Raw genomic sequence first — 25,437 nt, forward strand, 5'->3', positions numbered from 1 at the left:
TTACCAAAATAAACATTAATAATTATTTAAAGTTATGATTTTATTCCTTTTTGCCTTCTTAGTTCTTCTGTTTCGTCTAAAATTATTTTTCTGATACGTATGTTCTTTGGCGTTACTTCTACTAATTCATCATCACCAATATACTCCAGGGCATCTTCAAGGTCCATTATTTGCGGAGCGTTAAAATGTTCAGCCGTGCCTTCGCCTCGGGAACGCATATTACTAAGCCTCTTCTCTTTACAAACATTAACTCTCATATCTTGAGTGCGACTATTTTGGCCAACCACTTCTCCTTTATAAACCTTTTCACCTGGGCCATAAAATAAAATACCGCGACCCTGAGCAATTAATAAACCATACAAACAAGTAATTCCCGATTCATGAGCAACTAATGAACCATGATTTCGTTCAATCTTCTTGTCAGTCTTTGGCCGATAACCATCAAAAAGAGTGTTCATAATGCCCAGGCCTCGAGTATCTGTTAAAAACCCGCTTCTGAATCCAAAGAGTCCGGCGGTAGGAACGGTAAACTCAAGATTGGTAATACCGTCTTCTGTTTTCATTTTTAAAAGTTGGCCCTGAACATTGCCAAGTTTTTGAATAATAATACCGGCATATTGTTCCGGCACATCGATAAAAATCAATTCCCATGGTTCCATCTTCTGACCATTAATTTCTTTTTCAATCACCTGGGGACGCGAAACCTGAAATTCATATCCTTCACGTCTCATTCTTTCAATTAAAATAGCCAAATGTAATTCTCCTCGTCCAGACACAATCCATTCGCCGGTTTGACTATCTTCAACTCTCAAGGCCATATCTGTTTCAAGCTCTTTGTAAAGACGTTCTCTGATTTGACGAGAGGTGCTAAATTGCCCTTCTTTGCCGGCAAAAGGAGAAGAATTAATAGAAAAAATCATTTTAACCGTAGGTTCGTCAATTTTTAAAACCGGTAAGGCGGTCGGATTATTAACGTCACTAATTGTTTCACCAATATTGATATCTGAAATCCCGGCTATAGCAACAAGATCTCCGGCCTCGACTTTATCAACCTCTACTCTCTCTAGTCCCGAGAAATTCATTAAGCTGGTAAGACGGCAATTTTTAATTTCACCCGTGCGATTAATGTGGGACACTTCTTGGCCGGCCCTTAAAGTGCCGTTTTGCAACCGACCAATGGCAATACGGCCCTTAAAATTATCATAAGTAGTGGTTGTTACTAACATTTGCAGGGTCGCTTGCGAATCAGATTTTGGCGCCGGAATATATTTTTCAATAGCTTCAAAAATGGGAATAATATCTGTCATTTTATCCAAATTTGCTTGCGTTCCTGCTTTACCTAATTTTGAAGAAGCATAAACTACCGGGAATTCAGCGGTTTCATCGTCAGCCCCAAGTTCTAAAAATAAATCAAAGGTTTTATCTAAAACAAAATTTGGCCGAGCATCTGGTTTGTCGATTTTATTAATGACCACAATTATTTTATGTTTTGTCTCCAGTGCCTTTTTTAAAACAAATCTTGTCTGTGGCATCGGACCTTCCTTAGCGTCAACTAGCAAAAGGCATCCATCGGCCATTTTTAAAACACGCTCAACTTCTCCCCCGAAGTCAGCATGACCGGGAGTGTCGATAATCTTTATCTTCAGATCATGCCACTCTACTGAAGCATTTTTGGAAAAAATAGTAATCCCTCTTTCTCTTTCTAATTCATTACTATCCATAATACAAATATTTTGCGCGACTTCTTTTTTTAAGTGAGTTTGCGATTGTCTAAGTAAAGCATCCACGAGCGTTGTTTTGCCGTGGTCTACGTGAGCAATGATAGCGACGTTTCTAATTTGTTTCATATTTTATTTCGCAGCTATAAAATAAAAATCTTCCTGTCCATCAAGAAGATTATTATTCTTCCAGAAATAGCCTTAATTATTTTAGCTTTTATTATTCTAACAAAAATAGTAAAAATTGTCAACCGTCATCTTGACAAAAGCGCAAAATGTGATAAAATGTAAATATTGAACTCAGGAGGCTTTATGACAAAGATCAGGACTGCAAACTGGATGCTCTGGATAGGATGTACGGCCCTTGTTGTAGGGGTCATCCTCTGCTTCTACACACACCTAAGCTGGTGGAAGGTGACGATGACTGGGATTGGGGCTGCGTCTTTACTGACGTCCATCTCCCTCGACCCCAGGGTAGCCTTCCCTTTCTTGGGATAGGCTCACCAAGAGTCTCCAGCAAATGGGACTCGACGTGAGCCTTTTGCTTTTACAAAAAAAGACGAGATTACTCTCGCCTCTTTTTATCTTGAGGAGGCGGCTCCACTAGTTGACGGATGCAGGGACGCCCGTTTATCGCCGCAGACAGATTATAACCGGGATTATAATATTATTTCTCTAACATTTCTTTTAATTTGTCTATAACGGCATGTTTCCAAAAACGCATTGCATACCAACCAATTAATGGTTTAGCGAAAATGCGGAGAATAAAACTTTTTAACTCAATATTATAGGTATAATTAATTTTCGTCCCCCCTGTAATTTCTTCCATTAAAAATTCTTCATGACCAGAAGTGCCAATGCCACTTTTATTGTCCGAAACATATCCAAGGGGCGGATGCAGTTGGGTGTCCATCTGTGCTGAAATAGTTCGGCCAAATGTTTTAGCTTTAATCTCCATAATGAGATGATTACCCTCTCGCTTAATAACGCGAATGGATTCGGCTACCGCTGGAAAATATTTGGGCATATTTTCAAAGTCGCTCATTATTCTATAAATTTCTTCTCGAGAAGCTTTTATAATCCAAGAGGCTTTTAAAATAATTGTTTTCATATAATTATTATATTATAAAAAGAGTCCTTTATCAAGGCTCTTTTTATGTTGAAGTCACCCATCAGATAATTTATAATCCTTGCTTAGTTCCCTTGGCCCTCTTAATCAGCTGTTCCCTTAATTCTTCAGCAACTTGAATCTTAAGACCAAAAAATCTACCTTCGCTCATGTTTCTGTTATTACCATAAGTAGAATAGCCGGCTGTTTGAACCTGTAAATCGCTTAGCCCTAACATTCTGCCAAGCAAACCCCGATAAATATCAATATTTTGTATTCTTTCATAGGGAATCGAAGTATATTTTTTCCAAATAACCCCTTTTTCAACTTTAATAGCGTCATCAGTAAGTTCATAGCGCCAAGAACGATAAAACAATTTCGACCATACAAAACACCAAATAAGACCAACAACAATAACAGCCACTGCCCAAAAAACAAAAGAAGCCAATGAAGTCCATTCCGTTATAATTAGTTTAAGTAAGGCAATGCACAATATTACTAACAGAATAAGAAACCGAGAAATGCCCCTGAAGAAAAATAACCAAACCGCCTTAGGGTCTAATTGTTGCATAATGATAAATAAAATTTATTATTAATAAAACCTTAATTCCCAATATACAATAAAATAGTAATAAGTCAAGGTGCGGATGCAAGGACGCCTGCCCACTAGCAGGCAGATTAGAACCTAAGAATTGACAAGCTGGAATATAGACTTACTTTTTTAATGATATTTTTATCTGAAATGAGCCACAGACGTTTGTCTATGGCTCATCTTCTGTTTCCTCTGTGTGGTCCACTATTGGGAAAACGCTCAGGATCATCACGCTTAGGACTTTTCTCGGCAACATTAGCGTCACCATCTCGCCCATTGTTTTGCCTAACAGTTGTTGAGCCAACGGAGAATCAACCGAGGCAAAACAAATCTCTCTTCCTTTAGATTCCCGATAGCGTGGGTTAAAAACCAGATCGGCGGCTCCTACGATCCCGTAAACATCCATCTCTTGAGTGTCGATGTCCAGCGTTTTGGCGCACATTCCTGGCCTGACTGTTGGAAGAACTCCGCTTTCGGGCGGCAGGTCTTCGATGAACTTAGGATCGTGCAGAAATTGCCGAACCGTTGCCAGGTTCTGCATCCGGCTCTTTTGCTGCCGCAGCAGGTTCAACCAATCAGGATTGTCGTGCCAACCACCACCAGTCTCGTACGATCTCCCAACCTGTCCCGATACTCGCTCTAACTCCTTCATTAGACTTGCGTGTTCTTTTTGAAGGAGCATAAGCGTTTCTCGAAACATTATGTTTTCCATTAGACCTCCTTTCTAGACTATAGTAGCTCTCTCTAACACTATTAATATATCATTTTTTTACTTTTTGTCAAGTAAACAATTTTTAAAGGAATTAATCCTCTGTTTGGGCTTTTATTTTTTTTAAAAAAAATATCGTCGCGACATAAACGACAGTTAAACTTCACTCTATTATTTTAAATAATCAAATAACGATCAAATCTTCATTTTTAATTATTTTTTTTAATTCTAATAATTTATTAACAACATCAGGAATGGTGGAAATTTTTGGCTCGAATTGAGTCAATTTATTAATCGCTACCCATTGATATTCACTATATTCATCGCTTAATATAATTTCTCCTTCAATATGGCGGGCATAAAAATGTGGCAAAATCATAGAATCACCGCTTTTCTTTAAGTAAATATGATTAATCGTGAAAATGGGATAAATTTCTATTTTAAATCCTCCTCCGACCTCTTCGTTTTTTTCCCTTTGCAAACCGGCGATAAAAGATTTATCTGGAGTTTCCATTTTACCGCCTATAAAAGAGTATACCCCATCATAATCATTCTCTCCCTTTCTCTTGCATAGTAAAACACTTGTCATATCCTTGGAGAAGACTACTGTTTTCTGGCAATATTGAAAATTATATTTTTCCATGAACTAAGGCTTAATTATTGAATTTTTATTGGTTGCCCGTTTCGAGACTTATCTCTATAGATCGTAATACCTTTTAAATTTAAATCAATGGCCATTAATAAAATATTTTTTATTTCATCTACCGTGGTATCTTCGGAAACATTCACGGTTTTAGAAATTGATTCATCTACAAATTCCTGTATGGCTGATATTATTAACAACTGATCCTTCGGTGAGATCCTTAACATGTCACGAAAGAATGGTTCTATGGATTGAGAAGCCTTGATAATAAGGCACGACCGGCCGGTAGGAGGCAAAGAAACAGTGGCGCAATTTCTAATCCCGTGCTCCCTAATCTCTGCATCAAGAGCCAACCAACTGTCTCTAGAAACAGTTTCGGTTTCTTGACGAGAATATCTTCTAATAATACTATCATCTCCGACATACCTGGATTTTTCAAAATCACCAAAAGCCCCGCGCTCTAAAGCTAATTCTGATGATGTTTTTTTTGAAATATAATTTATAAAACTAAAAATATTTCTAGCCAACTCTATAGCCTCAGGACTAGCATAATCAATTTTTAACTTGGCTAATAAATCTGCAAAGCCGCAAACCCCGAGGCCAATTTTCCTTTTTTTCTTTGCTATGTCCCTACTTGCATCACTTTCATATCGTGAAATATTATATTCAACAGTATCGTCAAGGAATCTCACCACCAATTCAATCGCTTGTTTTAGTCCATCATAATCAATTGAACCATCATTAACAAATTGACCAAGATTAATATAGGAAAACTGGCATGTTTCTCCTTCGGCCAAGCCTACTTCTCCGCATGGTGCTAGTGATTTATATGCTCCGGCACTTGGCACCTGATTATCCCTATTCAATCGATCAACAAAAGACAATCCTGGCTCACCGCTAGTATATATAGATCTTGCCATCTGATCTATTATCTCCGTTGAAGAAACGGTGCGGCCATCCTTTGAAATAATTGGTTCGCCGTTTTTAATTTTATGAGCGCTGTCCTCGTCAACATTCACTGAAAAATTAAATATCCAAGGACGATTTTTATGAGCATTCTTAATCTGAATAAAATCGGTTATTCTTGGATGAGTAATAGCTAAGGACCCCATATTCCCAACTGGTCTAAGCTGCTTATCACTTGCCTGTCCTTCGATTGCTATATTATTTAAATATTCAATAATTGGAGTTGGATCCTCAATATCATCAAAATTAAAACCCGTACCCATTCCACTATTATGTAAATTGTCTACAACCCTTTTAACCCTAGATAAATCGCCCCCAAGGTCAACTGACGGAACAATGCAAGCCGATAACGGCTCGTTTTTCATTCTTCCAGCATTCATTAAAATAGGCGTGCTGGGAATAAATTTTTTGTCTTTTAAAAGCTGAAAGATTTGGGCCTTAAACCGATCGACGCGCTCCTGATCCGAATAAATCGTTTCGACTTCTGCCACGGCATCTACCACTCGCTGGAAAATTCTCAAAATATTTTCGCCTTTTTCGGCAATACCGAATTTATACAAAGCCTCTTCGCTAATAAATCCTTCTGTTTCTTCTGAATGTTTTGGATTACTTGCTTCAAAGTGTTCTAGTGTCATTTGGTTAATGAAATTATTATAAAATAAAGTATTTAATTTTTTATATTTTGGGGTGGCTCCGCCATTCGCCAATCGGCGAAGGCAGATGCAAGAATGTTAGAACCTATTTTGTTTTTTCCTTACCCAATTAATAATAAATAAAACTCCTATAAAGAATGCCGGACCAGCAACCATTAAAATCCAAGATACCATATACCACTGAAATGAATCTTTTAATATATTAACCAATATTAATATAACATATAATATACCGGCCATAATAAAGACAATTCCGCTAATGATCTCTCGTTTCCAAAATGTTATCAAAATAATTAATAGAATAAATACCGGGATATTATGTATAAATAATCCTATAATTATTTGCCAAAAACTTAATTCGGGAGAAATAATATCAAGCGAAAATAAGGTTAAAAAAAAGATAAATATTATTGATAAAATTCTTGGCGCCCAATATATAAATTTATTTATTTTTTGATTCATAAACTAATTATAATCAGAAAAATTTTTAAAGCAAGAGGCCAAAAACCCTTATACAGAAAGATTAGGGCCGGTCTTGCACCATAAGCCAAAAAAATTCCCGGAAAATAAATTATAAACCACCTTAGACCATAGTATTTATGTTTGCATACTATAAGATTGCCCCCGCATTCTCCTTTATCTATAACCTCAACAGAATATCCGTCTGATATTAAACTAATTTATATGTTTTTTTATGTTTAACAATAAAATAGTATTTTACTATTTCAATTAACAAAACATTTATTAGTCCCAGTCCCCCTATAATTATCCATGGGGATGCTGGCAAGGCAACTGTGCCCAATAATCGATTTAAAAATGGTAAATATACTGCTAATAACAAACCCAGAATACTCAAAAACCACGCACCAACTAAAAACTTATTATTCAGCAGATTAATATTCCACAAATTTTTTCTTAAACTCTTACAGCAAAAAACATACAACATAGAATCCACGGCAAGGGAGGCAAATATAATTGTTCTTACATATTCTATATTATGATTATTATTCCAGAGCCAAAAAAACAATCCTAAAAGTATAAAATCAGTTAATAAACCTATAACAAAAATAATTATCTTCATTTCTTTTGTTAATAGGGGGGTATTTTTACTTTGTGGTTTTTGTTTCATTAAATCTTTTTCTTTCGGCTCAAATGCTAGGGCAATATTGGGAAGCCCATCTTCTAGTAAATTGATCCATAAAATCTGAACAGCTGTCACTGGCAGAGGAAGACCCAACATTATACTAACCCCTATTAAAACTATCTCGGTAGAACTATCTGATAAGAGATATGTAATTACCTTTCTTATATTATCTAAGATTGATCTACCCTCTTCTACCGCTGATACAATAACAGAAAAATCATCTGTTAGAAGAACCATATCTGAAACCTCTTTTGCGACTTCTGTTCCAGACCCCAAAGCAACTCCTATATTAGCTTGTTTTAGCGCCGGAGTATCATTAATTCCATCGCCTGTCATGGCAACCACCTCTCCTACGGCCTGCCAGGCTTTTATAATTCTTAGCTTATGTTTAGGTTCAACTCGTGCATAAATATCTATATCTTTAAATCTAGAATTAAATTTCTCCTCTGACATTTTGTCTAAATCTCTACCCTCTAAAATATTTTTGTCTTTTATATTTAATCCCAATTTATTTGCAACCGACTTTGCGGTTAATTTATGATCTCCGGTAACAATAATAGCCCGCATTCCTGCCTGATAACATTTTTGTATAGCCTGTTTTGCTGATTTGCGAACTGGATCTTCTAAAAAAATAAATCCTGCAAAAATTAAATCATGTAGAGATTCGTCAGGATTTAAGTGCTGACTTTGTATGTTTTTATAGGCTGTGCCTAAAACTCTATACCCATCGGTAGTTAATTTTTCGTACTTTTTGTTTAAAAAATCCCTTAGCTCCCTATTTATTTCAATTTTCTTGTTTTTTGAATATAAATATTTTGATTTCTCTAAAATTACCTCCGGAGCACCTTTCATATAAATAATATTTTCATTATTATTGGTAGATGATTTTCTTAGTGTGGTAGAATATTTATATTCAGAACTAAATGAAATCTGATCAATTTGCGGTTCTAATTCTTCTAATTTATTTTTAATGAAATCATATTTAGCCCCCTCTAAAATTATTGATTTTTCCGTAGACATTCCTGTAATTTTCCAATTTTCTGGTTTATCTTCTGGATTTTCGATAAAAGACTCACTACATAAAATAGCTATTTTAATAACTAAACTTTCATCTTCTGGACTACTTTCAGCGTATGTGTAAACTCCCGCTACACTCATTTTTCCTTCTGTTAATGTGCCTGTTTTATCGGTTGCAATTATTGATGTACTACCAAGCGTCTCAGCTGCAGACAATTTTCTTACTAAACCATTTTTTTTAAAAATTTTCTGCATACCAATAGCTAAAATAACTGTCATTGCTACTGGTAGGCCCTCAGGAATAGATGCCACGGCCACAGCAACAGCTGTAACAAAAATTTCAAAAAAATTTCTACCGACTAAAATACCCTCAATAAAAACAGCAAAACAAATTAATAATATTATGAGTCCAATAATTTTAGAAAAATTAGCTAATTTTTTTTGATAAGGTGTTGCATCTTCTTTTGCGCCCCTAACCAAGCTAGTAATCTTGCCAATTTCTGTTTTTATTCCACTGCTTGTGACAATAAACTTAGCACGACCATCTTCAACAACGGTGCCCATATAAACCATATTATCTCTATCCGCAAGTGAAATGCCCTCCTCTAAAATTTTATTATCTTTTGATGCTGATAACCATTCTCCGGTTAAAGTCGATTCATTAACTTTTAAATTATTTACATCTATCAATCTGCCATCCGCTGGTACCTTGTCCCCGGGCCTTAATAAAACGATATCCCCAGGAACAAGTTCTTCTGCTAAAACCTCTTTCTCTCTTCCATCTCTTAAAACAATGGTCTTTATACTTAAAACATTTTTTAGTTTTCTAAGAGCTTTTGACGACTTGCTTTCCTGTATATAACCCACAAATGTATTTATAAATACAGCGAAAAAAATCACCCCGGAATCAGTATATTCTTTCAATAATAAAGTTATTATTCCGGCTAATAGTAGGATGTAAATTAAGGGGCTCTTCAATTGCTCTAAAAAAATTATCAACTGAGATAGTGGTTTTTCTTGAGGAAGTTTGTTCTTACCAAATTTTTTTTGGTTAATCTCTACTTGATCCATCGATAAACCATTTTTCAAATCAGAATAAAAGTGTTTTATTACTTCATTTATAGAAATGGCGTGCCAAATAATTTTACTATTTAATTCTTTTAATATACTGCTCATTTTAAAAAATTGAAATTATAAATTAAATGACTTATATGTAAACACAAACTATTATATATTGTATCATGAAGAGTTAAATTTATTAAAATTATAATTATTTCGGATATTATTATTCTATCACCATACTTTTATTTCTGGCGGAATTACTTACGATATATGACAAAAAATTTAAGGTTATCATTTTCATCAACTATATCAAATAATTCTTCGTTCATAGATTATTTTTTAAAATTTAACTTCTTGACCGTCTCCGATAAACCCACAAATACCGTCTTCGCAAAACATGCCCTGTCCATCTCGTAATATATGCAATGGATGTTTGAGGTTTTTTAAGTTTCGCCTCACTGATTCTTCTTTATCATCATTATAATGAACCTTTAGAACAAAGGGCACATAATTTAAGGCAGTATAATCAGTTATTCCAAATTTATCTTTACCGTCTTGATTCCAATTGGCTACCTCGATGGTTGGACACATAATATAAGACCCGCAACTTGTGCCAACATAAACTCTACCTTCATCAAGTAGCTCTTTAAGAATATCGGCAAAACCGGTTTCTCTTATCGCTTTTAATAAATAGAAAGTATTACCGGCTTCAATGTAAACGACATTTTTATCTTTAAAAAAATCTTTTATTTCCTGCTTGGTTTTCCCTTCTATATCAAAATCTTCGATATTATAGCCATTTTCTTTTATCGTCTCTGTTATTTTCTTGAAAAAATCTATATGAGTACGAGACACTTTATAGGCAGTTATAATATGACCGATTTTCATCTCACTCTTTGAAATGCCAGTTAAATTAAAACCGTACTTAAGAATAAATGTATAATCTGATCCAAGTATTAATTTCATATTTTAATTATAAATAAAAATTGCCCAAATGGCAATAGTTATATAAAAACGGTCTGGGGTCACTCCGCCAGTTGGCGGATGCAAGAATGTTAGAACCTGTTGCTACCCTACCCCTTAACTCGAGATGTGTTTTTCTGGAAGACTGAGACGATTTTCGAACTTTTAGGTTAGCTTAATTTAATTACCTTTAATTCTAAAAATCGCTCTTTTTAAAGAACGACTTTTAGAATAATTATTATTGGTAATAATTAATTAAACAATTTCAATAACCAACCAAATAGGCTAAATTTTCCTTCTTGTGCCTTTATAAAATTTTCAATTTTTGTCTGTTCCTGCTCTAATATTTTAATTTGACTCTGGATTTCTGTTTGATCGCCTTCGTTTTGATTATTTTCCATTAACCTGTTTAATTGCTCTAACCTGTTTCTAGTTCTAACGGTTTCACTTCTTAAAGCACCGAGGTTTTTGTAATCAGAACCAAAAAGAAATGTTTTAATTTGACTTCTGGTCTGAATTTTTTCCATTGATTGAAGGGATTTTTCCGTTGATTGATTTTGTTCTTGAGCGATTACTCTAACTTGCTCTCCGATTCCCTCCTCTCTGTCAGCAACCCCTAAAAGACTTTGAACAAAATTTGTTACGGTGCTTTTGTGGGCTTGAACCGAAAGCTGTTCCTGTTGTTGAGCTTGTAATTGTTCCTGATTCTGTTCCTGATTCTGTTCCTGATTCTGTTCCTGCCCTACATTCATCTCTTGATTCTGTTCACGACTTTGTACTTGATTCATGTTTTGTGCTCTCGCATTAACGCTAAAAGCTAAAGAAAAGACAAGAACCATTGTTAAAATAACTACGAATAATTTAATTTTTTTGATATTTTCCATAGTTTTTTTAGTTTTAATAAATCGACCTTTCGTTTATTCTATCAAAAAACCGCCTAAATGGCAATAGTTATAATAAAAACTTCTGGGGTGGTCTATTAGACACTATTAGAACCTGTTTTGATAAAGAGAGATTTGGGTTTGTGAGAGAGTGGATTTAGATAAAATCTGCTTGGCTAAAGCCATTTCGCTACGTAAAATTACAATATTCTTTATTAACTATAATTTGGACTAAAAATAGATAATCAAAATTACTTATTTCTTATTCCCTTTAAAATTACAGCACTTAAGATAAAGGCAATGGTAAAAAATATCGCTCCGTAAAAACAAGGCGTCAAAAAGGGATTAACCAGACCCTGAACGCAGCCAGTAGTGCAGACTCGTTTGTTGAGCCAATTAACCAATTCAATCGTAAAGATAACCCAAGCGAATATGGTGCCGCCCAGCAAGATTATAAATTGGGTTAAAATAGTTTTTTTCATAATAATCTTTATTAATGTTAATCGTATTAAATCAGAAGAAAATTAAAAAAATATTTATTGATTCTTTTTTATTTTAATCGCTTTGCCTTCAACCAAAGCCTCGGCAATTTTTTGTCTAGCTGATGTTAGAATTCTTTGTAATGTGCTTTGGGAAATCTTCATTTTCTTCGCCGCCTCTGTTTGCTCAAAATTTTTAGAATCACACAGTCTAATTGCTTCTAATTCATCAGCCTTCAATTCAACCTCTTCTAACATTGAAAGAGGAACGGCTCTTGGCTTAAAGTAAACTACGTTTGGATTGAATTTTATTAATCTTGATATTTGTGGTCTTGTCATATTCTATATTTTATGTTAATCTTTTTTTGGAAGAAGGCCCCCGGCCCCTTATTGCAAAGAGGCCGGTTCCCGGTGCCTTCTTTTATTTTTGCTGGTCTTTCAGGGCAGCTTTTTCTTCACGAATTGCCGCCAGCTTTTCTTCAAGATTTTTTTCTTCTTTTTCTAAAGCAGCTAGTTCATTTTTAGGAGAGATAAATCTTCTAAAACCGAAGCTATAGCCATAGCCGCATCCGCATCCGCAACCACGGCCCCGCCTCATTCCCATACCACCACCGCAAGGACCCATCCCTCGACCAGTACCAGCACCTTGTCCCATTGGACCAGTTCCATCTAATTTTGGCATAGTTTTAAAGTTAGTTGTTGATAATGGCAGAGTGACCTTTATTATCCCTGCCTATTATGAATATATATTCAAAACTATCTTTTGTCAAATTATACCTGTGGATAAGTTAAAATAAAAAAATCGCCTAATTAGCAACACTTTTTAGACTCAAGTCTTCTCTAGGTCCCTTATGCAAGGACGTTAGAACCCGGATATTGATAAATATGGCTAAAATGGGGGTCTTGACAAAAGGATAAAATGTGATATGATATAAGTACAGAATTCAATAGAGTCTTCTAATCCCTTGTCTCACGACAAGGATATTCTCAAGGAGGTAACTCATGAAAAAGCTGGCCCTGTTTGCAACGTATAGCGTTTTGACGTGGGGGTGCATTTTCGCCACGACCCACAAGCCCCTCCCTGGCCTCATCGGCATTCTGTTGTATGCAGTATTGGTTCTCTACTTCGATGTCGAGGACCGCAGATGGTGGGCTCGCAACCACAAACGGACACAGTCACCTGCACCCAACTTCGACGTCATCACGGGATATAGTTGGCTGATGGTAGGCGCAGTCTCTTTCTTGGTGAGCCTACCCTTCATGCCAAGCACCGCCACCATCTTCCATGTCTTCGCTCCTACGTTTGTAACGACCATCATCGCCGGAGCTATCAACACGCTGATGAGACTACACCAAAACAGCCACGACCAGAAAGTCGTCAGAGGCTAAGGCCTCGTTCCGACAAATAAGGGGACACGAACAGTAGCGTGACCCCTTTTCAGTTAACAAAAAAAGAGTAATCACTTACTCTCTTTTTATTTTAAGGAGGTCACCTATGCAAGGACGTTAGAACCTGTTGCGAAGTTGTTTAAGGTGAAAATTTAAAAACTTTCTTTGTTCCGAAATTATATTATTAGGCAACTTGTTAAAAATTGCTATTTTTGTAGCTTCTTTATTAAGTTTAAATTTTTCTGATTCGGGTTTACATAAAAGAGCTAAACCAATTGTTCGTCCATATCCCCGCTCTTTCCGTTCGCTAGGATATTCAATAAAGCCAATGCTTTTTATTATTTTAACCGAAACACCAATCTCTTCTTTAGAAATTCTAGTAGCCGCCCTTCTTATCGTTTCGTTATACAAAACCGTTCCCCCTGGAATATGCCATTGATTATACCAGTGCGGAAGGTCTCTTAGAGTTAAGACTATTCCTTTTTTTGTTTTAACAACAAGCTCAATGGTTAATCTTGGAACCTTGGAATATATTTGCTTAAATTCTTTTAAAGAAAATGGTTTTCCCATATCATTTATTCTATCAAAGAATTACCAAATGGCAATAGTTATAATAAACCGATCTGGGGTCCCTTATGCAACTATTTTACTTAGAACTAGCCCGTTTGATGACTGACATTATTTGAGCATTAATAACCCTAGGATTAAGAATTTTTCTTAAATTATTAATTTTTTTAGGTATTATTTGTTGACCACATAAAGACATTATTTTCTCAACCGTTTTTTTAGTATCATTAAAAGACACTATCAAATTTTCTAAACCCGCCATTTTAAAAACTTCAGCACAGCCCATGTTTTCACTAACAAGGGCAGGGACCCCCATACATGCAGCTTCTATTGGAACATTCCCAAAAGTTTCAAACGACGAAGGACAAACAATAAGTCCTTGTGATAAATAAAATTTTAAAAGTTTGTCGTGTGTCATAGGCATAAGTCTATTTATTTTATTTGGGAAATTTTTAATTTTTGCTCCTCCCGTAACAAATGAAGCTTTATGCCTCCACCCTTTTTTTAGCAATGTTTTATGAATATTAAAAAATTCCTTAAAATTTTTTATCTCATCCCATCTGCCAACGGCAGCAATACGCCGCTTCAAACCCTTAAAAGTTATTTTTCCTGCGGGAATATTAAATGGATTGGGTATTATAAAAGAATTTTTTATTTTTTTATTTATAATCTCTTTTTCAACCACATTCCTACATAAACGTGATGGAAAAATAAAATAATTAACTCTTTTCTGAAAAGATTTTTCTATTTGATTAAAAAATTTCTTTGCCTTTGGTTTTTCGTTCTTTGTTTCCTTTGAGTAGACCCCAGCATATCTTAAAACTATCGGGATTTTAAGCTCATAAGCAGCAATAGACATAAGCCAAGGTACATAATATGTTCCGTTTAAAAAAACTACTCTTGGCTTGTTCTTAATTAATATTGCCTTAATTATTTTAATAATAGGACGATATTTTTTTTCTAAATCCTTAAGAGATTTTGAAGAATAAATAGCTTTATATATTGAAATGTCATGAATGTTTATAATGTGATGATTAAACCAGGGCGAAGGAAGATGCTTAAAAATATCAGGGCCCAACACATATCTTCTATTATTTAACTCTAAACCAATAATTCCTTTACTTTTTCCATAAAGAAAATTTATAAAACTAATATTGGACCTCGTGATTCCGCCAAGGTATTCTCTTGTAACATTTGTTGCTATTGTCATATTTTTTAATTATACTAAAAAAGAACTTATTGTTAAGGCTCTTCTGGGGTCCCTTATGCAAGAACGTTAGAACCTGTTTGTCATAAAACTCAAAGGGCGGCAGATGCCGCCCCCGATAAAGTATTCTACTTAACCAAAAATTATAACATTTAAAATTATTCCAATAACCCCCATAATCATTTCACAAACACCCAGCCATCGATAAGTAATATAGGTAAGATTGGTAATTTCAGTTGCTATCCCGAATGATTGATTGCCTCGTTTAACCCATTTATTAACAAAAGATTCAAATTGAGATAAAATGCCAAAAACAAAAATAATTGTAAAAAACAAAAACAATAAATTTGAATAGAGAGTTTTCATAATAAAGTTTTTAATGTTTTAAAAGATTAACCTTAACCAATAAAGCTTATTATAACAAAAAATAATAGAATAACAATAGTCAAAAAGGGTTTATTCCTGGGGTGGCTAACGGGATTCGAACCCGTGCTAAAAGCTCCACAGGCTTCTGTGCTACCACTACACCATAGCCACCATATTATAAAATTATCCAACTATTTCTTTTACTTTTTGGACTAAATCTTTTTCTTTTACTTCAAATTGTTCGCGAGTTTTGATATTTTTTATTTGTATCACTCCCCTTTTCAATTCATCAGAACCAATAATGATAATCACCGGAAAATCCTGACAAACGCCATATGACAATTGCCCCTTAATGGTTTTCTCGTTGCCAAAATACATTTCCGAAGCAATGCTGTTTTTTCTTAAAAGAGTTAAAACCTTTTCCGCCTCTTGCCGCGCTGAAGGCTCAATGTCCAGAACCAAAACCTTAGAAACGGTTTTTGGCGATTCGATTAACTTCATTTCTTTTACAGCCACGAACAATCTATCAACACCAACCGAGGCGCCAGTCGCCGGAATGGAATTAGCCATAAAACGATTAACCAACCCGTCGTATCGGCCACCGGAAAAAACGCTGCCAAGCTGAATCATATCGGTCAAAATAGTCTCATATACCGGACCAGTATAATAACCAAGGCCGCGCGCGATAGACAAGTCAACCACCCATTTATCTTTTGGCACACCCAAAGCATCTAGATGACCGATTATTTCTTCTAATTCGGCTATGCCTTCCTGGGCAATGGCAGAATCTTTCATTAAAGATTTAATTTTAGCTAAAACATTACTTGAATCTTTATCATTAATGTCGATAATATTTTTAATCGCCTGGATTTGTTGGTCGTTTAAATTTAATTTTTTATCCTCATCTTCTTCTATTTCTTTACCGGATAATAATTTTTTAACATCGTCCCAACCGATTTTATCCACCTTGTCCAAGATACGGATAACTTCGGCATTTTTCTCTGCCTCATAGCCAGCGTATTCAGACAAACCGTTTAAAATTTTACGGTTATTTATTTGAATTAAAAAATTCTTAAAACCCAAATTACTCATTATTTCAGACATTAGGGCGATAATTTCCGCGTCAGCCATCATACTCTTGGTGCCGACAATATCAGCGTCAAACTGAACAAACTCTCTGAAGCGTCCTGCTTGCGGCCGTTCACCGCGCCAAACTTTGCCGATTTGATATCGCTTAAACGGCAAGCTGATTTGTTCTTGAGACGAGGCTACTACGCGCGCCAAAGGAACAGTCAAATCAAACCTTAAAGCTAATTTATCGTTGCTATCTTTTAATCCGGCACGATAAATTTGTTTTTTAAAATCTTCATCACCGCCAGTTAAAATTTCCTCTCGCTCTAAACAAGGAGTGTCCAACGGCAAAAAACCGAACTTCTGAAAGGTTTGTTCGATGATGTTAAGCATTTTTTGCCGAGCAATCATTTCTTGCGGCAAATAGTCGCGAAAACCGCTCGGCAATTCTGGATTGATATTGTTTTTGGCCATATATTTAGAGATTAAAATCTTAAATATTTATTCCAAATCTCATATAATTCTTTAGTGGCCACTAAATCTCCCGCGTTATATCGGGCTATATCTAAATATTTTTTATCTTGAAATAGTTTACCCACTTCGTGGCCGTTTATCTCGCCATCCTTCGGACTTTTTATACCAAAGGCTCTGGTCCATAAATGTAAGCTTCCTTTTTTCCTTACTGCGCCATAAAATGATAATTGATCATATAAATCGACATGCTTAATACCAAATTTTTGGCTTTCTAAATAACGATTGGGCATTAAATTAACCGTTGGCCTAATATTATTAATCGCCGAACGAATCATTAAAAACGGAGCATCAAAAGCGCGACCATTAAAACTCACGCATTCATCATAATTTTTAACCCCTGCCAAAACTTTTCCAACATTTCTTTTTCGGTCAATTGTTGAAATTTATACCCATTTTCTTCAAAATCTTTATTCTTCTGTCCTGGAGCTTGATAATACACAGCTCCTTGTTTTTTTTCATAGTCTAAAACACCTATAACTACAATCTGGCCAGTATACGGAGAAATACCAAGGCGATCTTTTACATTTTTAAGGGCATTCTGATATTCTTCTTCACCAGTATATTCTTGCTTGATCCATTCTGTTAATGCTTCTTGGGTTTTCTTATCCATCTCGTTGAAATCCTCGCCCACTGTCTCAATGTCAAAAATTAATTTAGCCATAAAGTTAAATTTGAATTAAAAATTTTTTTAATCGTTCAATATGGCTATTGGTACTTACTTCTAATGCGAGTAAAACCTGAATCAGTTCCGGTAAATCGCCCTGAAAAACTTCAAAAAATTTATTTTCAATCATTGATTCTTCCAAAGAGAGACTAAACTGGGCCTCTTCTTTTAAATTTAATCGCCTTGTTTCGGCAGAAGTTATTCTTGCTTTCACCGACTCGGCATAATTATCAATCGCCCATTTAGAAAAACGCCCTTCTTCAAATAATATTTTATCTTCATTAACTAAATTCAATAAATTTTTAATCCACTTGCCATGTTCTAATTCCTCTTGACTGATTTGCTGCCAAAAATCAGCAAATTGATTAAATTGATTAGAATAAAGATGATAAAGACGGCTCAAAGATTCTTCATTAGCGGCTAATGATTCAATTAAATTTTTTTGATAGGTAGTGACATTTGTCATAAAATTTATAAAACTGCTTATACTAAAATTATTATAAGATATTTTATTTTTAAAATCAAGTTTATTAAATACTATTCATATCGTAAGGCCTCGATCGGACTTTTTAGTGAAGCGCGACGGGCCGGGTAAAGTCCAAAAACTAAACCGATTAAACCGGCCACCCCAAGCCCCAAAATTATAGCCGAGAGCGATAAATTAAAAGCCCAATTAACTCCTAGAATTTTAGTCAAAATAACTGAAACCAATAATGAAAAGGTTGCGCCTAATAAGATTCCCGCCAAACCACCAACCGCGGTTAACATTACCGATTCTATCAAAAATTGAGATAAAATATTGCTGTCAGTAGCGCCCAGGGCCTTGCGTAGACCGATTTCTCGCGTTCGTTCTGTAACTGAAACCAACATGATGTTCATTATTCCAATTCCGCCGACTATAAGCGAAATGGCGGCGATTGAACCTAAAAATAAAGTTAAAACGTTAGTAATGGTGCTAACCATCGAAGTAATCTCGGCTTGGGTTTGAAGATAAAAATCATCTTTGGCAGGATCGGTAATTCCGTGCGAATTACGTAAAGTAATATTAATATCTTTGACGGCCTGGGGAATGTTTTGTTCAGAATCAACCTGAACTACAATATGGTGAAAATATTTCGCACCAAAAATATATTGTTGAGCGGTAGTATGTGGCATGGCCACAGTTTCATCAAAATTAATAAAAGAAAGCTGGCCTTTTTTCGGCAAAATGCCAATAACCCGAAAATTTCTGCCCTTAATGCGAATTTGCTGACCAAGGGCTGGGGTAGAGCCGAATAACTTCTCTTCAACCTTACTGCCAATCACCACGACACTATTTCTCCCGCGAACATCGTCATCAGTAAAAAAATTACCTAAAGATGGCTGAATGTCGTAAATTTTAGAAATTAATTGAGTCGCGCCAATAATGGTTAGGCGATAATTTTGGTTCTCACGCGAAGCCGTAGCCACGCCCACAACAATTGGCATCGTATCAACTGCATCCGGTACATTTGATTTTTTTGATAAAAGGATCAAATCTCTGTCGGTCAAAGATTGATTAGACAAACTATCCAAAATGCTTGGATCGGTTAAACCCTTGGGTTGTCTGCCCGGAGAAATAATAATAGATTTGGAGCCCAACCCTTGAATCTGACTCAAAATTAAACCTTCTGCGCCTTTGCCCAGCGACATAACCATAATGATTGACAAAATGCCGATGGTAATGCCCAGGATAGTCAAAAGCGAGCGCGATTTGTGCGCCCTCATGGCTCGTAGGGCTGACTGAAAACCGTATTTTACTTTCATAATTATTGACAACCAAGTGAACAAAGAAAAAATAATTATTTTTCTCTTCCAAAACGAGCACCGGCCCGCCCAGACTCGGCGAGGCTGGCAACACGGGGTTTAGGCCCTTTATTTATGGAATCCATCTACAGCGCGCAAGCGATGATCAACTAGCTTGTCACTATCAATCAGCCCGTCTTTCATGTGTATAATTCGTTGAGCGTGCTGCGCCGTATAGGTTTCGTGAGTAATTAAAATAATAGTATGTTCTTTTTCGTCATTAAGTTTTTGTAAAAAATTCATGATAATTTGTCCCGACTTAGAATCCAGGTTGCCAGTCGGTTCGTCGGCAAAAATAACTTGAGGGTTATTGACCAAAGCTCGAGCAATGGCCACGCGCTGTTTTTCGCCACCCGATAATTGTGAGGTCTCATAATTCAAACGATGGCTTAAATCAACGGCAGTAATAGCCTCTTTGGCTAGCTTGTCCCACTCTGATTCTTTTGCGTCTGAATATAATAGCGGCAGCTTAACGTTTTCTAAAACGGTCATTCGCGGTAATAAATTAAAAGATTGAAAAACAAATCCCATCTTGCGATTACGAACATGAGCAAGCTCGTCGCCCGAATAATCATCAATGGTTTTACCGTCAAAAAGATATTGACCGCCGCTCTGGCGATCAAGAAAACCTAACATATGCAACAGGGTCGATTTCCCCGAACCTGACGGCCCCATAATAGCCACGAATTCACCGGCTTTAACAGCAAACGAAACTCCGCATAAGGCAGGAGTTTCTGTTTGGCCATCAACGTATATTTTTTTTAAATTTTTAATCTCGATTAGCTCCATATCTTCATTGATTAATTATTTTATCGCCTTCTTTTAAACCGTTAATAACTTCTATATTGCCGTCTGAACCGCGCAATCCTAGCTCCACCTTTACTTCTTGTAATTGTTTGTCATCGGTCCCTGAAATTTGAACAAATTTTTGCCCATCTTTGGTGATAACAGCTCTTTGTGGAATGTATAAAATATTATCTCTCTTGTCGGTAGTAATATCGATGTTGGCGGTCATACCCGGCCTAATCCGCTCGTCGTCTCGGGTGAACTGTAAAGTAGTTTTATAAGTAGCCACGCCGTCAATAATAATTTCAGCTGGATCAATTTTTACCACTGCGGCGTCAAAGACATTTTCACTGCCATAAGCATCGAGCGTTATTTTGGCGGCATTGCCCACTTTAAGATTGGCAATATCAACTTCGGCAATATTGGTTTCGATTTCGAATTTCGCGTCAGAAATAACCGAAGCTACGTTAACGTTTGCCGACACTATCTCGCCTACTTTAGTATCTAATTGACTGACGACTCCTTTGATTGGTGAACGTAAAATCGTTTTGTCTAATTGCGCTTGCGCCGCATCAACGTTAGCTTGAGCCTGTTTAACCAACGCCCGCCCGGCGGCAATTTGCTCCTGGGTTGAACCGGCTAAAATTAAATTTAATTGATTCTGATAAGATTCAACGGTTAATTTTTGCGAAGCGATTAAATCCTGGCGAGTATTAATGCTGGTCATGGCCGTATTAATATTAGTTCTTGCCGTGGCTACGCTAGTTTTATAAGCATCAAGGTTTGTTTGTGATAAATTAACCGCGCCGTTTAGGGTCGTGTAGAGATTGTTTAAAAAAATCCTGACAACATCTAAATGACGTTCTGCATTCATCATTTCTTGATCTATGGCTGAATAATCGGCACCCAAAAAGCTAATTTCTGATTTAAAATTTCCCAATTCGGTTTCTATTGCCAAGCGTTGATTTTTCACGTCTGTTTCTGTCTGCGATTCAGTAGTAACAAACGTCAATTGCGGATTTGATGCCGGATTGCTAAATAGAGAATTTTGCTTATTAACCGCATCATCTGCTTTATTGTAAGCATCATTTAAAATATCGATAACGCCATTATAATCATTAGTTAAATCTTGCTGGCTCTTCTTGAGGTCTGTTTGTCTGATGGAAATGTCTTCTGGCCGGCTGCCCCGAAGTAAAGCGTCGAGCTGAGCCTGATAATTAGCCAAGCCGGCTTGCGCCTGTTCTAATTGAGCGACCAAATCAGCATTATTTAACACCATTAAAGTTTGCCCTTCAAATACCGTATCGCCCACTTTGACATTAACACGGATAACCTTGCCGCTTCTTTCAAAGGCTAAATCAATATCTTCGGCCGGATTAACACGACCCGTTGAGCTAACCTCTTGAACAACCGTGCCGCGCGCTACGGTCGAAACAACGACCGTGGTTTTATTTTTCTTCCCACCAGAAATAATCAAAATTAAAATTAATAATAAAATTCCAACAATAATAAAAAAAACTGGCTTTTTAAAAAATTTCTTCATATAAATTATTCTATTTTATTAATTCATCTTTATCTAGATATGGCTGTATTTCGTCCAAAAAACGAAGCGCTTTTTCTTTAACTTCGGGATCTGTTTTTTTAGTTGGTAACCCAAATTCCAAAATTTGCGTAGTAAGCTGACTAATAAAAATTCTCAAAAGGTTTATTTCGCTATGACCGGTCGAATCTCCGCTCGTATCAAATGTTTTAATATAAGCCTCTAAATCTTCGGGGCCAATTGCTAAATAAAAAACTGGAATCTTTCTTTCTTCGCCCTTTGCAACCGGCCTATTTTGCCCCGTGCTGTGATCAATGCCTAAGCTATATTTTAATTTTGCTGCGCCAAATTCATTAAGTTGTTCAGACCTTGTTTTTTTTGTATTAATGTCCTTTCCTATTCTACCATTGGGATTATCGCAAAAATCATCAATAGCACAGACCACTTCTCCGGTTTTCTTATTCAATATAACGTTATCAATGTTATTAAAAATATCATCATACTCCGAAGATCTAACGACAATAAACTTATTTCCCATATGTTTCTGAAAGACTGCTGTCTTTAGCAACTCTAGTCTTTCGCCCTGCAAAATTCTTTTATTTACATCTGATCCCCATTTTGCTTTTTGCTCGTCTACTCTTCTATTATCTACGGCTATTTCGTCGGCAGTATAAACCGAAGAATAACTCATCGGATTAAGACGGCCTGTTTCGGGGTCTATTAACACTCCGTCTTTTTCTATTTCAACGGCGCTACGTCTAATAAACTCCTCTATTTTTTTAATGGAAACCGTTAGTTCTCCCTCTCTTTTTACCTCGTTTAAAGATCTTTCTTGGGTTCTACGCATCCTTGGATCCATGTGTCTATCACTAAAAAATCCTTGCATCATGCGGTCCATATTTATATAAAATTAATTATTAATAACTATTATTATAACATATTTCTATATAAAAACAAGATTAAAGACAAAAAACGAAGGGCCTGACTGCATAGTCAGGCCCCTGGACATGGAAAGGGGTCAAACGCCGAGTTCTCGTTGCTTCCACCAGAAAGACGAATGGAGGCCTAAAGAAGCCTTTGCCCTATCGCTTTCGAGTTGCACTGACTCGTTTACGAGAACCTGTGTGCCCGGTCAACGAGTAAACCAAGCTTAAGCGCGCAACCCCAAATATAAGCCGATGGCTAAGGATCGCTCCGTGGACCGGTTGGGAACCAGCCGCGCAAAGAAAAGGAGCGAACTCAAATCAGATGCTGACACGCAAGGACTTTCGTTTGTCTACTATATGAAGTTAACGGAGGCACTTCACCCGCCCCGTTATAGCTCAGTTGGTTAGACCTTGCGGTAAACACCGGAGGAAGGTTTGGGTATGAGTTGAGTCTTACCTCTCACCATCGGCGAAAACCTCCAAATGGCGCCAGAATTGAAACAGTGACAAGGGCGGACGCGATAGTGGTGAAATATCGATAGCTACGAAGCAGTAAGCCGCCACGTACGCCGCTCATTTCTGGCTTATTTAATATAACATTTTATAAATTAAAGTCCAGTGGAAAATAAAAAACTTTCGAGGCCTAACGGCCTCGAAAGAAAATATATATTTTTTTATTACTTTCTATTAAATAGAAGCTTATTTGTTTACGGCCTGATTTTGCGGCATTCTAAATAATAACGCTTTTCATCTGCTTCGCCGAGAGAAAAAGTTTTGCGCGGCAAAGCGCCGTCTAAAATAACCGTCTTAAATAAATCATGTTTATCCATGACCGGCAAATAAAAACCTAAATTTCCGCTCTTTCGCCCAAGCTTGGCCACGGCTTTGTCGCCATGCACATAATCAATTTTTGTTTCTTTATGTTTGACTAAATATTCATCCAAGAATGATTGCAGCGTCCCGACTTCAAGATTTAATTTAGGATTTTTTATTTGCAAAACGCCAAATTTTTTACCACTAACGAATTTTATCAGGTGTTCGCTCCCCTTCTTCGCTTTCCTTGTCGCCTGTTCAGCCGCTTTATCGGTTTTAAATAATTTATAATCCAGGGTTGATTTTTGCTTTTTGTAATAGTAGTCCATTTCTTTTAATAATCGTTCAAGGTTTACATTAAAGAGAACACGATGAATTGGTTCGAAAATTAAACCAGTATCGTGAATATTCAATACTTCAACTAAAGCATATCTGGCAGGATGGTTAACCAATTTAGATTTTGGCAAACGTTTCTTAAATAATTCCCAAGTAGCCTTGGCCGTGGCCAGAGAATGATTACCATCTCCGGCGGCAAAAAGCACTATTGGTTCGTTTTTTACGCCATACTTTCGGCTAAAAGACCTTTTATCGGCTAATTTTTCCAGATTCTTAATAGTTTTTTCTATTATTTTTTCGTCATTTATCTTATAGCCCCTAAGGTGTCCTCCGCTAAACATTAAATTAAAATCATAAATCTTATTCCTATGCTTCAGGTTTTTAAATAGTGGTTCGACGACGGTTTTCTTGGGGTCATCGATTAAAATCAGGATATGCGGCAATTCTATCAGCGCTTCTTTACGAATGGCAATTCGCGGCGGCAAACGATTTAAAACCGTGCCTTCGGTGCAACGAATTAAACTCTTGGCGCCCTTATGATAATTATAATTCTCTAAATCAAGAGCCATAATCAAACCTTTGCGCGATTTTACCTCGTTAGTCTTGCGGTCAACTAAGACAAAACATTTTTCCGGTGTTAATACGGTCTGTAAATATTTTTTCATCTGCGCTTTTATGCGCTTAATTCTTTCTTGCTTACCTGGCGCCTCCAAGTATACTTCCGGAAAAATGATATTTAAAGTCGAAGGATTTGACCCGACTATTTTTTTAACCTTTTGCCAATATTCCGGTTCGGAAGTATATTGATCGCAGGCCACGACCGACCACTTGCGCAAATCAACATTTTTAGGCAACAGGATTTCTGGAACAAGAACGCCGATTTTGTTTTTCATTTTTTAAATCTAAATTAATTATTAACGAACTACTGTTAAATTATTAAAAAATATTATTATCTGAATGGTGATTGTCGGGGTGATCATTCGTCGTATCGCTTTCTCCCCAGGTAGAAGAAATTTTTTCGGCAATTAATTCATATGTCTTGATTTCTTCCTCTGATGCGGCTTGTACGATCATGTTGGTTAATTTGTGGCGGACAAAGGCTTGCGGACGCTGCATATCTGGATCGTAATCTTTAAAATCACATATTTCAGTTATGATGTCTATGAATGCTTGTTTTTTACTATTATCAATATTTGAATCTTGCACAAATTTAATCAACCCTCCCTTCAATTCTCTTACCCTGTCCATGAATTGTTCGTTCGGATTCTTTGGCGCCTCAGCTGACGGTATAACTTCGCCAATACCCGGTATTTTTTCAATCATTTTTTATAAGCGTTAACAAAGGTCAACTTGATATTGTAGTTTAAGCTTATTAATAATACATTAATACTATAACAAATCTAACCGATAATATAAGACTTAAGCTGTTGATTAACTTTATGAGAGATAAAAAACTGGCTCATTATAAGGGTCAGTTTT

27 protein-coding genes and 1 tRNA gene are annotated in these 25,437 nt (G+C 36.3%); 1 reads left to right on the top strand and 27 read right to left on the bottom strand.

What is annotated here, in order from left to right; translation table 11 throughout:
* Positions 1-32: 32 nt before the first annotated feature.
* From typA to PHV78_03750, 13 genes are all read right to left on the bottom strand, one after another.
* A complete protein-coding gene (gene typA, locus PHV78_03690) occupies positions 33-1,847 on the bottom strand; it encodes a translational GTPase TypA (GenBank protein MDD5396327.1) in 1,815 nt (604 codons plus the stop codon).
* A gap of 538 nt (positions 1,848-2,385) precedes the next feature.
* Complete coding sequence (locus PHV78_03695; GenBank protein MDD5396328.1) at positions 2,386-2,829, bottom strand: SRPBCC family protein; 444 nt, start codon at positions 2,827-2,829, stop codon at positions 2,386-2,388.
* Positions 2,830-2,899: 70 nt separating this feature from the next.
* Positions 2,900-3,397: a PH domain-containing protein gene (locus PHV78_03700; GenBank protein MDD5396329.1), complete on the bottom strand. Its 498-nt coding sequence runs from the start codon at positions 3,395-3,397 to the stop codon at positions 2,900-2,902.
* A gap of 190 nt (positions 3,398-3,587) precedes the next feature.
* Positions 3,588-4,130: a GreA/GreB family elongation factor gene (locus tag PHV78_03705; GenBank protein ID MDD5396330.1), complete on the bottom strand. Its 543-nt coding sequence runs from the start codon at positions 4,128-4,130 to the stop codon at positions 3,588-3,590.
* Positions 4,131-4,311: 181 nt separating this feature from the next.
* Positions 4,312-4,770 carry an NUDIX hydrolase gene (locus PHV78_03710; GenBank protein ID MDD5396331.1) on the bottom strand — a complete coding sequence of 153 codons (459 nt, stop codon included), beginning with the start codon at positions 4,768-4,770 and terminating at the stop codon, positions 4,312-4,314.
* Between the two features lie 14 nt (positions 4,771-4,784).
* Positions 4,785-6,443, bottom strand: a complete 1,659-nt coding sequence (locus PHV78_03715; protein MDD5396332.1) for a ribonucleotide reductase N-terminal alpha domain-containing protein — start codon at positions 6,441-6,443, stop codon at positions 4,785-4,787.
* A 24-nt stretch (positions 6,444-6,467) separates the two neighbouring features.
* Entirely contained in the window at positions 6,468-6,851 is a 384-nt protein-coding gene (locus PHV78_03720) for a hypothetical protein (GenBank protein ID MDD5396333.1), read from the bottom strand.
* Between the two features lie 208 nt (positions 6,852-7,059).
* Positions 7,060-9,726: an HAD-IC family P-type ATPase gene (locus tag PHV78_03725; GenBank protein ID MDD5396334.1), complete on the bottom strand. Its 2,667-nt coding sequence runs from the start codon at positions 9,724-9,726 to the stop codon at positions 7,060-7,062.
* A gap of 225 nt (positions 9,727-9,951) precedes the next feature.
* The gene (locus PHV78_03730) at positions 9,952-10,578 is read right to left on the bottom strand and encodes a Type 1 glutamine amidotransferase-like domain-containing protein (protein MDD5396335.1); all 627 of its coding nucleotides are present in this window, start codon (positions 10,576-10,578) and stop codon (positions 9,952-9,954) included.
* Between the two features lie 248 nt (positions 10,579-10,826).
* Positions 10,827-11,459: a hypothetical protein gene (locus tag PHV78_03735; protein MDD5396336.1), complete on the bottom strand. Its 633-nt coding sequence runs from the start codon at positions 11,457-11,459 to the stop codon at positions 10,827-10,829.
* A 248-nt stretch (positions 11,460-11,707) separates the two neighbouring features.
* The gene (locus PHV78_03740; GenBank protein ID MDD5396337.1) at positions 11,708-11,938 is read right to left on the bottom strand and encodes a hypothetical protein; all 231 of its coding nucleotides are present in this window, start codon (positions 11,936-11,938) and stop codon (positions 11,708-11,710) included.
* A gap of 54 nt (positions 11,939-11,992) precedes the next feature.
* Positions 11,993-12,274: a DUF134 domain-containing protein gene (locus PHV78_03745; protein MDD5396338.1), complete on the bottom strand. Its 282-nt coding sequence runs from the start codon at positions 12,272-12,274 to the stop codon at positions 11,993-11,995.
* A gap of 82 nt (positions 12,275-12,356) precedes the next feature.
* Positions 12,357-12,617, bottom strand: a complete 261-nt coding sequence (locus PHV78_03750) for a DUF5320 family protein (protein ID MDD5396339.1) — start codon at positions 12,615-12,617, stop codon at positions 12,357-12,359.
* A 320-nt stretch (positions 12,618-12,937) separates the two neighbouring features.
* Here PHV78_03750 and PHV78_03755 point away from each other — a divergent pair, with 320 nt between their 5' ends.
* Positions 12,938-13,324: a hypothetical protein gene (locus tag PHV78_03755; protein ID MDD5396340.1), complete on the top strand. Its 387-nt coding sequence runs from the start codon at positions 12,938-12,940 to the stop codon at positions 13,322-13,324.
* A 117-nt stretch (positions 13,325-13,441) separates the two neighbouring features.
* Here PHV78_03755 and PHV78_03760 read toward each other — a convergent pair whose 3' ends face one another.
* The 14 genes from PHV78_03760 to PHV78_03825 all read right to left on the bottom strand — a co-directional run bounded on the left by PHV78_03760 (position 13,442) and on the right by PHV78_03825 (position 25,281).
* Positions 13,442-13,894: an NUDIX domain-containing protein gene (locus PHV78_03760; GenBank protein ID MDD5396341.1), complete on the bottom strand. Its 453-nt coding sequence runs from the start codon at positions 13,892-13,894 to the stop codon at positions 13,442-13,444.
* A 76-nt stretch (positions 13,895-13,970) separates the two neighbouring features.
* Positions 13,971-15,101, bottom strand: coding sequence for a glycosyltransferase (locus PHV78_03765; GenBank protein MDD5396342.1), 1,131 nt, complete (start codon positions 15,099-15,101; stop codon positions 13,971-13,973).
* Positions 15,102-15,230: 129 nt separating this feature from the next.
* Entirely contained in the window at positions 15,231-15,464 is a 234-nt protein-coding gene (locus tag PHV78_03770) for a hypothetical protein (protein ID MDD5396343.1), read from the bottom strand.
* A gap of 97 nt (positions 15,465-15,561) precedes the next feature.
* Positions 15,562-15,635, bottom strand: a tRNA-His gene (locus tag PHV78_03775).
* A gap of 12 nt (positions 15,636-15,647) precedes the next feature.
* On the bottom strand, positions 15,648-17,009 hold the full coding sequence (gene hisS / locus PHV78_03780; protein ID MDD5396344.1) for a histidine--tRNA ligase: 1,362 nt from the start codon (positions 17,007-17,009) through the stop codon (positions 15,648-15,650).
* Between the two features lie 11 nt (positions 17,010-17,020).
* Complete coding sequence (locus PHV78_03785) at positions 17,021-17,413, bottom strand: ribonuclease H-like domain-containing protein (protein MDD5396345.1); 393 nt, start codon at positions 17,411-17,413, stop codon at positions 17,021-17,023.
* Complete coding sequence (locus PHV78_03790) at positions 17,380-17,730, bottom strand: hypothetical protein (GenBank protein ID MDD5396346.1); 351 nt, start codon at positions 17,728-17,730, stop codon at positions 17,380-17,382. The genes PHV78_03785 and PHV78_03790 overlap by 34 nt, the downstream gene beginning before the upstream one ends.
* Positions 17,731-17,734: 4 nt before the next feature.
* Positions 17,735-18,199: a hypothetical protein gene (locus PHV78_03795; GenBank protein MDD5396347.1), complete on the bottom strand. Its 465-nt coding sequence runs from the start codon at positions 18,197-18,199 to the stop codon at positions 17,735-17,737.
* A 71-nt stretch (positions 18,200-18,270) separates the two neighbouring features.
* Positions 18,271-19,518 (bottom strand): ABC transporter permease, encoded by a 1,248-nt coding sequence (locus PHV78_03800; GenBank protein ID MDD5396348.1) that lies wholly within the window; start codon positions 19,516-19,518, stop codon positions 18,271-18,273.
* Between the two features lie 108 nt (positions 19,519-19,626).
* On the bottom strand, positions 19,627-20,346 hold the full coding sequence (locus PHV78_03805; protein ID MDD5396349.1) for an ABC transporter ATP-binding protein: 720 nt from the start codon (positions 20,344-20,346) through the stop codon (positions 19,627-19,629).
* A 4-nt stretch (positions 20,347-20,350) separates the two neighbouring features.
* Positions 20,351-21,886, bottom strand: a complete 1,536-nt coding sequence (locus PHV78_03810; protein ID MDD5396350.1) for an efflux RND transporter periplasmic adaptor subunit — start codon at positions 21,884-21,886, stop codon at positions 20,351-20,353.
* A gap of 10 nt (positions 21,887-21,896) precedes the next feature.
* The gene (locus tag PHV78_03815) at positions 21,897-22,781 is read right to left on the bottom strand and encodes a hypothetical protein (GenBank protein MDD5396351.1); all 885 of its coding nucleotides are present in this window, start codon (positions 22,779-22,781) and stop codon (positions 21,897-21,899) included.
* Positions 22,782-23,516: 735 nt separating this feature from the next.
* Complete coding sequence (locus PHV78_03820) at positions 23,517-24,851, bottom strand: DUF1015 domain-containing protein (protein MDD5396352.1); 1,335 nt, start codon at positions 24,849-24,851, stop codon at positions 23,517-23,519.
* Positions 24,852-24,894: 43 nt separating this feature from the next.
* Positions 24,895-25,281 carry a hypothetical protein gene (locus tag PHV78_03825; protein ID MDD5396353.1) on the bottom strand — a complete coding sequence of 129 codons (387 nt, stop codon included), beginning with the start codon at positions 25,279-25,281 and terminating at the stop codon, positions 24,895-24,897.
* Between the last annotated feature and the right edge of the window lie 156 nt (positions 25,282-25,437).

Source organism: Patescibacteria group bacterium (genome assembly GCA_028715115.1).
GTDB lineage: Bacteria > Patescibacteriota > Patescibacteriia > UBA2591 > UBA4787 > JAQUSN01.